The following is an 11,924-nucleotide window of genomic DNA, read 5'->3' as shown; positions in this document are numbered from 1 at the left end:
CTGGATGCTTTGCCGTTGAACGTGAACGGCAAACTCGATCGCAAGGCGTTGCCGGAGCCGGAGTTCGAGGTTCAGGCGTTTCGTGCGCCGTCGACCCCGATCGAGGAGATCGTGGCGTCGGTGTATGCCGAGGTGCTCGGTGTGGAGCGTGTCGGTGCGGATGATGATTTCTTCGCCCTCGGTGGTAATTCGTTGTTGGCGACGCAGGTCGCGGCGCGTATCGGCGCGGCGTTGGACACCCGCGTCCCGGTCCGCACGATCTTCGAGGCGGCGACTGTCGCCGGCCTGGCAGCGAAGGTCGAGCAGCACGCGGGCAGCGGCGGACGCAAGGCTTTGGTCGCGGGTCCGCGTCCGGAGCGGATTCCGCTGTCGCTGGCACAGCAGCGCATGTGGTTCCTCAACCAGTTCGACCCGGCGTCGGCGGTCTACAACATCCCGGCCGCCATCCGCCTGTCCGGCGACTTGGACGTCACCGCGCTGCGGCAAGCGGTCGCGGACCTGATCGCCCGCCACGAGATCCTGCGGACGATCTACCCGCAGACGCCCGAGGGCCCGGTACAGCAGGTGCTCGCGGTGGACGAGGTGCCGATCAGCCTGATCCCCACCCGCGTCGAGGCGGCGGATCTGCTCGCCGCGATTACCGCGGTCGTCACGACCGGATTCGAGGTCACCACCGAGGTCCCGTTCCGGGTGGAGCTGTTCGAGGTCGCGTCCGCGAGCGCGGACGATCCCACCGAGCACGTGCTCGCGTTCGTCGCGCACCACATCAGCTCCGACGGCTGGTCGCTCGGACCGCTAACCCGGGATCTGGTCCTGGCCTACGAGGCGCGCAGCAGAGGCGAGACACCGGCCATGGCCCCGCTGCCGGTCCAATACGCCGACTACAGCCTCTGGCAGCGCGAGGTGCTCGGTTCGGAGACCGACCCGCACAGCTTGATCGCGCAGCAGGCCGAGTACTGGCGCGGCACGCTCGCCGGCCTGCCGGACGAACTGCCGCTTCCGGCCGACCGGCCCCGGCCCGCGCAGGCGTCCTATCGGGGAGCGACCTTCGCCTTCGACATCGATGCCGACCTGCACGCGGGGCTCGAACGCCTCGCCCAGCAGCACAATTCGACGCTGTTCATGGTGGTGCACGCCGCGCTCGCGGTGCTGCTGGCCCGGCTGTCGGGCACCTCGGACATCGCCATCGGCACGCCGGTGGCCGGGCGCGGCGAGGCGGAACTCGACGACCTGATCGGCATGTTCGTCAACACCTTGGTGCTGCGCACCGAGGTCGAGCCGGGCACGCCGTTCGAGGCGCTGCTCGCGGAGGTCCGCCGGACCGACGTCGCCGCGTTCGGCCACGCCGACCTGCCGTTCGAGCGCCTGGTGGAGTTGCTCGATCCGGTCCGCTCGGCGGCGCGGCATCCGCTGTTCCAGGTGATGCTGGTGCTGCAGAACCTCGCGCCCGCGACGCTCGAACTGCCCGGTCTCACGGTGTCCGGCATCGATCCGCAGGTGTCGGCCGCCAAGTTCGACTTGCAGATCACCTTGGCCGAACAACCAGGTGCACAGGGCATCTCGGTGGTGGTCGGCTACGCGACCGACCTGTTCGACGAATCGACCGTACGCGACCTTGCGAGCCGGTTCCGCCGTGTCCTCGCGGCGGTCGCGGCCGACGCCACCGCCGTGGTCGGCGACATCGACGTGCTCGCGCCCGGCGAACGCGATCAGGTCCTGAGCGCATGGAATGCGCAGGGGGCGTGGGTCCCCGGCGCGACGCTGCCGGATGTGATCGCCGAGCGGGCGTGGTCGCGTCCGGACGCGGTCGCGATCCGCTTCGGTGACCGGTCGCTGACCTTCGGTGAGTTGCAGCGGCGCGCGAACCAGGTGGCGCGGGCGTTGATCGCGCGGGGCGCGGGTCCGGAATCTTTGGTGGCGGTGGCTGTGCCGCGCACCGAGGAGTTGCCGGTCGCTTTGTTGGGTGTGTTGATCGCGGGTGCGGCGTATCTGCCGATCGACACTACTTATCCGGTGCAGCGGTTGGAGTTCATGCTGGCAGACGCCGCCCCGGTGTGTGTGCTGACCACCGCCGACGAGCGTGGCGCGGTACCGGCGGGTGAGCTGCCGGTGGTGCTGTTGTCGGAGGCGGGAACGTATTCCGAGGCGCCGGTGGGTGATGCGGAGCGGGTGGCGCGGTTGCGTCCGGACAACCTGGCGTATGTCATCTACACCTCCGGTTCCACGGGTGTGCCCAAGGGTGTGGGGGTGGCGCACCGCAATGTGGTGGAGTTGTTCGCCAATACTCAGCCGTTGTTCGGGTTCGACGACACCGATGTGTGGACGTTGTTCCATTCGTTCGCGTTCGATTTCTCGGTGTGGGAGTTGTGGTGCGCGCTGGCGCACGGCGGCAGTGTGGTCGTGGTCGACTATGTGACCTCCCGTTCGCCGGAGCAGTTGCGCGAACTGTTGATCGGTGAGCGGGTCACTGTGCTGAATCAGACTCCTTCGGCGTTCTATCAGCTGGTGGAGGCCGATCGGGTGGCCGGTGCGGGTGAGCTCGCGTTGCGGTATGTGGTGTTCGGTGGTGAGGCTTTGGATCTGCGTAAGCTGGGCCGCTGGTATGAGCGTCACGACGCCTCGACGCGGTTGGTGAACATGTACGGCATCACCGAGACCACGGTGCACGTGTCGTTCCTGCCGTTGGGGGAGCGTGACGTGCGGGACGCGGCCAGTGTGATCGGGCGGGCGATCCCGGGTTTGGATGCGTTCGTGCTGGATCGGCGACTGCATCCCGCGCCGGTGGGTGTGCCGGGTGAGATCCATGTGGTCGGCGGGCAGTTGTCGCGCGGGTATCTGGGCCGGCCGGGGTTGACGGCGACGCGTTTCGTGGCGAATCCGTTCGGTGCGCCGGGGTCGCGGATGTATCGCAGTGGCGATATCGGCCGGTGGCGCGCGGGCGAGGACGACGCTGCGCTGGAGTATGCCGGGCGTGGTGATCAGCAGGTGCAGTTGCGGGGGTTCCGGATCGAGCTCGGCGAGATCGAAGCGGCGCTGTTGCGCTGCGCCGGTATCGGGCAGGCGGTCGCGCTGGTACGCGACGACGAGCACGCCGGGGACCGGTTGATCGGGTATGTGGTCGCCGACACCGGCGTGACCATCGACCCCGCGGCGGTCCGGGCCGAGGTCGCCGGGTTCTTGACCGGTTATATGGTGCCGGATGCGGTGGTGGTGCTGGAAGCGCTGCCGTTGACACCGAACGGGAAACTCGACCGGCGCGCCCTGCCCGCGCCGGAGTTCGCCAGCGGGGTCGGCTACCGTGCGCCGGAGACGGCGACCGAGCAGGCGGTGGCCGCGGTGTTCGCCGAACTGCTCGACGCCGACCGGGTCGGACTCGACGACGACTTCTTCGCCCTCGGCGGCAACTCGCTGCTCGCGGCGCAGGTGGTCGGGCGGCTGCGCGACGCGACCGGAGCGACGGTGCGCGTGCAGTGGTTCTTCACCGACGCCACGGTGGCAGGGCTGGCCGCTCGCATCGACACGGGCGACGCCGACGCCACCGCGGCACTGGACGTGCTGCTGCCGATCCGCGCGAGCGGTTCGGCGGCCCCGCTGTTCTGCCTCCACCCGATGTACGGCTTGGCCTGGTCGTACGCGGGGCTGGCCCAGTTCCTGCCCGCCGAGCAGCCGATCCTCGGCTTGCAATCACCCGCGCTGTCGGAGGACGGCGAGCTGCCCGGTTCGCTGGACGAGCTGGCCGAGCGCTACCTGTCCGAGATCAGGACGGTCCAACCGCAGGGCCCGTACCGGTTGCTCGGTTGGTCGCTCGGCGGTGTGCTCGCCCATGCCATCGCCACCCGGTTGCAGGACGCGGGCGAAGAGGTGGAGCTGCTGGCCATGATGGACAGCCATCCGAATCCGGACGTCGTCGGCTTCCGCGCCGCGGTGCGTGGCGCCCTGGCCGAACTCGGTCTGGGCACGGCGGTCGCCGCGGGTGACGATGTCTACGAACTCGACGACGAGGCGTTGGCCACACTGCACGCCATGATCCCGGCGGATCTCGTCGCGGTGACCCCGCAGCGGCTGCGCCGGATCTATCGCAGTGCGGTCCGCTCGGCGGAGCTGATCGCCGAGCACCGGCCCGGGGTCTTCCGCGGCACCGTGCAGTACTTCAGCGCGGCCGTCGCCGACCCCACCGACGAGTTGCGCGCCGCCGCGGCGGACTGGTGGCCGTACGTGCAGGGCATGGTCGTCGACCGGCCGGTCGAGGTCACCCACGCCCGGATGGCCGCGCCGGAGGCGCTGGCGGTGATCGGCCCGCAGCTGGCCGCGCTGCTCGACGGACGTCGCTGATCGTTCCGGCCGACGCCGCGACCCGAATCGCGCGTCGGCAGGGAATAATCGTCCCCGGCACTCGTCAGACGCGTCCGCTCCCGCGACCCGCAACCCACGGCTCGCGGGTGGTTCGCGCTCGGCGTGGGCCGGCGGTTCGGTAACGATCGGCATGCGCGTGTTCGATGATCATGAGGGCGAGAGCATGGTGAACGTGCGCGTGGCGACAACAGACAGGGTAGGCAGCACGATGGTTCGGGCGGTCGGTCAGCGGTGTGACGAGACTGCGGAAGCGGTGCGCGCATGACCCGCCCGGCCCGAGTGCGCCCGACCCGGACCCGCCGCCCCCGCGTCACCACCCTGCCGCAGCTGATGGCCACGGCCGTCGAGGCCCACCCGAGCGGCGCCGCCGTGGTGTTCGCCGACGCGACCAGCACGCTGGCCAAGCTGAGCTACGCCGAGCTGGACGAACGCTCCACCCGGCTGGCGCGTCTGCTGATCGATCGTGGCGTGGGTCCGGAGGATCTGGTCGCGGTGGGCATACCGCGGTCGGTCGAGTCGGTGGTCGCGGTCTGGGCGGTGGCCAAGACGGGTGCGGGGTTCGTTCCGGTGGATCCGAACTACCCGGACGACCGCGTCGTGCACATGATCGTCGACTCCGGCGCGGTATTCGGGCTGGCCGTCGACGAGGTCCGCACCGACCTTCCGGACCGGGTCGAGTGGCTGTCCATCGATACCGCCGAATGCGCGCGGCGGCTGGAAGAGTTCCCCGCCGACCCGGTGACCTACACCGATCGGGTGCGCCCACTGCGCGCGGAGCATCCCGCTTACGTCATCTATACCTCTGGGTCGACCGGTAAGCCGAAGGGCGTGGTCGTCACGCAGGCGGGGTTGGCGAGTTTCTGCGCCGAGCAGCGTGATCGGTATCGGGTGACGAGTGCGTCGCGGACGCTGCATTTCGCGTCGCCGTCGTTCGACGCGTCCGTGCTGGAGTTGCTGCTCGCGCTCGGCGGCGCGGCCACCATGGTCGTCGCGTCCCCCACGGTGTTCGGCGGTGAGGAATTCGCGTCCCTGGTGCGCCGGGAGGCCGTGACCCACGCGTTCGTGACCCCGGCGGCGCTCGCGTCGGTGGACCCGGCCGGTCTGGACGAGTTGCGCGTGGTGGTGGCCGGTGGCGAGGCGTGCCCGCCGGAGCTGGTGCGGCGCTGGGTGCTACCGGTGTCCGGTGGCCGGACCCGCGAATTCTTCAACGGGTACGGGCCGACCGAGACCACGATCATGACGAACATCAGCGCGCCGCTGGTGCCCGGCGAGCTGGTGACCATCGGCGCCCCGATCCGGGCCGTCACCGAGTACGTGCTGGACGAGCGCCTGGTGCCAGTCCTCAGCGGCGTGGTCGGCGAGCTGTACATCACCGGTGCCCACCTGGCCCGCGGCTACCACGAACGGCGCGGGCTGACCGCGTCCCGCTTCGTGGCCAACCCGTTCGACGCGAACGGTTCCCGGCTCTACCGCACTGGTGACCTGGTGCGTCGGACAGCGAGCGGTGAGCTGGAGTATTTCGGTCGCAACGATTTCCAGGTGAAGATCCGGGGTTTCCGGATCGAGCTGGGTGAGATCGACGCTGTGCTGGCCGCGCACGAGACGGTCGACTTCGCGGTCACCGTCGGGCACAACCTGGACAGTGGCGCCACCATTCTCGTCTCCTACGTGCACGCCGCCCCAGGGATGGCCGCCGACGCGGCCGAACTGGCCGCCTTCGCCGAGCAGACCCTGCCCGCCCACATGGTGCCGACGGCGGTCATGGTGCTGGAGGAGATCCCGCTGACCCCGGTGGGCAAACTGGACCGCGCGGCGCTGCCCGCGCCGCGGTTGCAGACCAAGGTGTTCCGCGCGCCGGTCGGCCCACTGGAAGAGCTGGTCGGCGAGGTGTACGCCGAAGTGCTCGGCCCGGGCGCACCGGTCGGCGCGGACGACGACTTCTTCGAGCTGGGCGGCAATTCGCTGATCGCCACGCAGGTCGCCGCCCGCTTGGGAGCCGCCATCGCGGCGCGGGTGCCCGCGCGGCTGATCTTCGAGAGCCCCACCGTCGCCGCGCTCGCCGCACGGCTGGAGCCGTTGAAGGGCGCGGGGGACCGGCGCGCGTTGGTGGCGGTGGAGCGTCCGGAGCGGGTGCCGTTGTCGTTGGCGCAGCAGCGGATGTGGTTTTTGAATCAGTTCGATACCGGTTCTGCGGCGAACAATATTCCGTTCGCGGTGCGGTTGTCGGGTGTGTTGGATGTGGCGGCGTTGCGGGCGGCGGTCGCGGATGTGGTCGAGCGTCATGAGACGTTGCGGACGGTGTATCCGGCGGTGGACGGTACGGGTTATCAGGTGGTGGTGCCCGCCGCGCAGGCCGTCCCCGACCTCGCGCCGAAGCCCCTCGCCGAGCACGAGCTCACGGACTGGCTGCGTGGATTCGCGCTGGCCGGCTTCGACGTGGCGGCGGAAGTGCCGCTGCGCATCGCCCTGGCCGAAATCGGTCCCGGCGACCATGTGGTCGTGGTGGTGGTGCATCACATCGCCGCCGACGGCGCGTCGGTAACGCCGTTCCTGCGGGATCTGCTCAGCGCGTTCCTGTCCCGGCGCAACGGGGCCAGGCCGTCCTGGCAGCCGCTGCCGGTGCAGTACGCGGACTACACGCTGTGGCAGCGTGACATGCTCGGCGACGAGAACGACCCCGATTCGGTGGCCGCGGCCCAGCTCGGCTACTGGCGTCGCGCTTTGGCGGGCATCCCGGACCGGATCGACCTACCTTCGGATCGGCCGCGCCCACCCGTCGCCTCCGGCCGGGGTGCGGAGTACGCCTTCGCGGTGGACGCCTCGGTGCACCGGGGGCTCGCCGAGTTGGCGCACAGCGCGGGCGCCTCGGAGTTCATGGTTGTGCACAGCGCGCTTGCGCTGCTGCTGGCCCGCCTCACCGGCACCGACGACATCACCATCGGCACGCCCGTGGCCGGCCGTGGCGAGCGGGAGCTCGACGGGCTGATCGGCATGTTCGTCAACACGCTGGTGCTGCGCACCCGGATCGACCTCGGCGCGTCGTTCCGTGCACTGCTCGCCCAGGCGAAAGAGACCGATCTGGGCGCCTTCTCGCATGCGGAGTTGCCGTTCGAGCGGCTGGTCGAGGTGCTCGACCCGGTGCGGTCGCAGGCGCATCACCCGCTGTTCCAGGTGGCGCTGTTCTTCCAGAACATGAGCAGGCCCGAGATAACCCTGCCCGGACTGTCCGCCCGGGTGCTCGAGCTCGACGGCGCGGTCGCGAAGTTCGATCTGCAATTGACCGTGGTACCCGAAGCCGAGGGCGAGGCCGCCGGCTTCACGGCGATGTTCACCTATGCCACCGATCTGTTCGACGAACGGACGATCGCCGAATTCGCTTGGCGGCTGGACCGGCTGTTGACCGTCGCCGCCGCCGAGCCGGACCGGCCGATCGGCGCGATCGATCTGCTCGCCCCCGTGGAGCGCGAACGCATACTGCTCGAATGGAACAGCACCCGGTATCCGGTGCCCACCGAATTGCTGCTGGACGGTTACCGCCGGGCGGCGGAGGCCTATGCCGACGAGGTCGCGGTGGTGTTCGAGGGCCTGGGGCTGACGTATCGGGAGTTCGATGCGCGGGTGAATCGTTTGGCGCGGTTGTTGATTTCGCAGGGTGTGGGTGCGGAGTCGTTGGTGGGGTTGGCGGTTCGTCGGTCGTTGGATCTTGTGGTGGGGATGTATGCGGTCGTCGCGGCGGGTGGGGCGTATGTGCCGTTGGATCCGGATCATCCGGCTGAACGTATCGCGCACGTCCTCGACACCGCCCAGCCCGTCTGCGTGCTCACGACGTCCGCCGACGCGGTCGACCTGCCCGAAGGCACCGCGGTACTGCTGCTGGACGCCCTGGACCCGAATCGCTTCGACGACACTCCGGTGCGTGCCGAGGAACTGGTGCGTCCGCTGCTGCCGCACCATCCGGCATACGTGATCTTCACCTCGGGGTCCACCGGCCGCCCCAAGGGCGTCGCCATCTCGCACTTCGCGATCCAGAACCAGATCAGCTGGATGCTCGCGGCGTACCCGCTCGACGCCGACGACGTGTACCTCCAGAAGACGGCGACGACGTTCGACGTCTCGCTGTGGGGCTACTTCATGCCGCTGCGCGTGGGAGCGAAGCTGGTCATCGCCACTCACGACGGACATCGCGATCCGGTGTATATCGCGGAAACCATTGCCGCGCAAGGCGTGACGGTAACCGACTTCGTGCCGTCCATGCTGACGGTCTTCGCCGCGCACACCGAGCCGGGCTCGTGCCCCACCTTGCGGGACATCTTCGCGATCGGCGAAGCGCTGCCGCCGGAGACCGTCGCCGCGGTGCGCGCCGTGACGGACGCCGCGGTGCACAACCTGTACGGCCCGACCGAGGCGGCGGTCTCGGTGACCTATTGGCCCGCGACCGCGGCCGACGAACGGTCCGTGCCGATCGGCGTGCCGCAGTGGAACACCCAGGTCTACGTGCTGGATTCGTGGTTGCGGCCGGTGCCTGCCGGTGTGCCGGGCGAGCTCTACCTCGCCGGTGACCAGCTGGCCCGCGGTTATGTGCGGCGTCCCGACCTGACCGCCGACCGGTTCGTGGCCAACCCGTTCGGCATCGGCGAGCGGATGTACCGGACCGGTGACCTGGTGGTCTGGCGCGCCCCGACCGAAGAACTGCCGCATCGGCTCGACTATCTCGCCCGGACCGATTTCCAGGTGAAGTTCCGTGGTCAGCGGATCGAGCTGGGCGAGATCGAGGCGGCGCTGCTGGCGCAGCCCTCGGTGAGCCAGGCGGTCGCGCTCGTCGCGTCTTCGTCGCTGGGCGAGCAGCTGGTGGCCTACGCGGTCCCCGCGCCGGGGTACGCGATCGAGCAGGCCGGCCTGCTCGCGGCGATCGGTGCGACGCTGCCCGCGTACATGGTTCCGGCGGCGATCGTGGCGCTGCCGGAGTTCCCGCTCAATCCCAGCGGCAAGCTGGACCGCAAGGCACTGCCCGAGCCGGTCTTCACCGCGCGGGAATTCCGCGCCCCTTCGACCGCGGTCGAAGAGATCGTGGCCGAGGTGTTCGGCGAGGTGCTCGGGTCGCCTCGCGTGGGCGCGGACGACGATTTCTTCGCACTGGGTGGAAATTCCCTGGTGGCCACGCAGGTGGTGGCGCGGGTGGGCGCGGCGGTCGGTGCGCGGGTGGCGGTGCGGACGCTGTTCGAGTCGCCCACCGTGGCGGCGTTGGCGGCGGCGATCGAGTCGCATACGCACGGTGAGCGTGGTGTCGAGCTGGGGAGTATCGCCCGTCCGGAGCGGTTGCCGTTGTCGTTGGCGCAGCGGCGGATGTGGTTCCTGAATCGTTTCGATCAGACCGATGACGCGGGGGAACAGATCGGTGCGGCGGCCTACAATTTGCCGTTCGCTTTGCGGTTGACCGGTGCGCTGGATGTGGCGGCGCTGGGCGCGGCGCTGCACGACGTGGTGGGCAGGCACGAGGTGCTGCGCACGGTGTACCCGGAGACTCCGGATGGTCCGGTGCAGGTGGTGTTGCCCCCCGGGCAGGTGGCGCTGGATGTGGCGGTGCACCCGATCGGTGCGGCCGAGGTCGCGAGCGAGGTTTATACGCTCGCGTCGACGCCCTTCGACGTGACCGCCGAAGTGCCTGTGCGGGTGCGGTTGCTGCGGATCGCGGACGCGCCGGATACATTCGTGCTCGCCGTGGTGGTGCATCACATCGCGGCGGACGCGTCGTCGATGGGTCCGCTGGTGCGGGACGTGATGGTGGCGTATTCGGCGCGCGCGGCCGGTGAGCTGCCGGCATGGTCGCCGTTGCGGGTGCAGTACGCGGATTACGCGTTGTGGCAGCGTGCGGTGCTGGGTGCGGAGTCGGATCCGGAGTCGGTTGCCGCGCAGCAGATCGAGTTCTGGCGTGCCGAGCTGGCCGATCTGCCCGACGTGCTGGAGTTGCCGACGGATCGGCCACGCCCGGCCGTGGCGTCGTTGGCGGGTGCTCGGGTCGGCGTGACTGTGGACGCCGCCACGCACGCGGGTCTGATCGAGCTCGCCCATGCGCATGGTGCGACGTTGTTCATGGTGGTGCATGCGGCGTTCGCGGTACTGCTTGCTCGGTTGTCGGGTTCGGACGACATCGCGGTCGGCACGCCTGTCGCCGGTCGTGGTGAGCGTGAGCTGGACGATCTGATCGGTATGTTCGTCAATACCGTGGTCTTCCGGTCGCGGGTCGACGGTGCGGAATCGTTCGCGGATTTGCTCGTGCGCCGGCGTGAGTCGGATCTGGCGGCGTTCGCGCACGCGGATGTGCCGTTCGAGCGGTTGGTGGAGGTGCTGAATCCGCCGCGGTCGACAGCGCGTCATCCGTTGTTCCAGGTCGGGTTGTCTTTTCAGAATGTGGCGCGTGCCGCGTTGGAGTTGCCGGGTTTGTCGGTGGCGAGTGTGGACGCGGATGTGGACGTGTCGCAGTTCGATCTGCATTTGATCGTCGGAGATGGATATGAGGAGTCCGGTGCGGCCGCCGGTATCGGCGGGTTTCTGACGTATGCCACCGATCTTTTCGATCGGGAGACGGTGCAGGGGTTCGCTGATCGGTTCTCGCGCATCCTCACAGCCGTGATCGCGGATTCCACGGTGCCGGTCGGTGATATCGATATCCTCGCCGACACCGAGCGTGCCGACGTGCTCGCCACGTGGAACGACACGATCCACCCGGTGGAACCGGACGCGACACTGGGCTCCCTGCTGCGCCGGACCGTCGCGGCGACGCCGGGAGCGGTCGCCTTGATCGCGGACCTGCCCGACGGCGAACGCGCCGAGCTGAGCTACGCTGAGCTGGGCGCCCGAGTGAACCGCCTCGCCCGCTACCTGATCTCGGTGGGCGTCGGGCCCGAATGCCGGGTCGCGCTCGCGTTCCGCCGATCGGTGGATCTGGTCGTGGCGATGTACGCGGTGGCCGAGGCCGGTGGCGCGTACGTGCCGGTCGACCCGGACCAAGCCGCGGAGCGAACCGACTACATCCTCTCCGTCGCCGCTCCGGTGTGTGTGCTGAGCAATACGGAGTCGGACTTCGATACCGATGTCGCCCCTGTGGTGCGACTGGAAGACCTCGAACTCACCGCGGTCGCGAGCGTGCCGCTCACCGATTCCGAGCGGGTCGTTCCGCTGCGACCGGAGAACACGGCATACGTCATCTTCACGTCCGGTTCGACTGGGCAGCCGAAGGGCGTCGCGATGTCGCATGCGGCGGTCGCGAACCAATTGCTCTGGAAGGCAGCACATTTCGAGCTGGCCCAGGACGAGTCGGTACTGCTGAAGACGGCGGCGACCTTCGACTTGTCGGTGTGGGAGTTCTGGTCGGCGGCGGTGTGCGGCGGGCGTCTGGTGATCGCCTCACCGGACGGCCATCGAGATCCGGCGTATCTGAACGAGCTGATGGCGCGCGAGTCGGTCACGACACTGCACGTGGTGCCGTCGATGCTCGACGCGCTGCTGGTGCACCGGGCGAGCGCGAATGCGCGGGACTGGTCGCCGCGGCAGGTGTTGGCGATCGGTGAGGT

2 protein-coding genes are annotated in these 11,924 nt (G+C 69.3%); both read left to right on the top strand.

Going from position 1 to position 11,924, the window contains the following annotated elements:
* The coding region (locus ON19_RS26000; RefSeq protein ID WP_043698380.1) for a non-ribosomal peptide synthetase at positions 1-4,332 on the top strand (4,332 nt) is incomplete at its 5' end.
* 282 nt (positions 4,333-4,614) lie between these two features.
* Positions 4,615-11,924, top strand: a 7,310-nt coding sequence (locus tag ON19_RS25995; RefSeq protein ID WP_043698377.1) for a non-ribosomal peptide synthetase, incomplete at its 3' end; no start/stop codon positions are given.

The sequence above is a fragment of the Nocardia abscessus NBRC 100374 genome (genome assembly GCF_000308455.1).
Taxonomy (GTDB): Bacteria; Actinomycetota; Actinomycetes; order Mycobacteriales; family Mycobacteriaceae; genus Nocardia; species Nocardia abscessus.
Note: the sequence above shows the minus strand (reverse complement) of the source record. Positions and strands in the feature narration are given on the sequence as shown.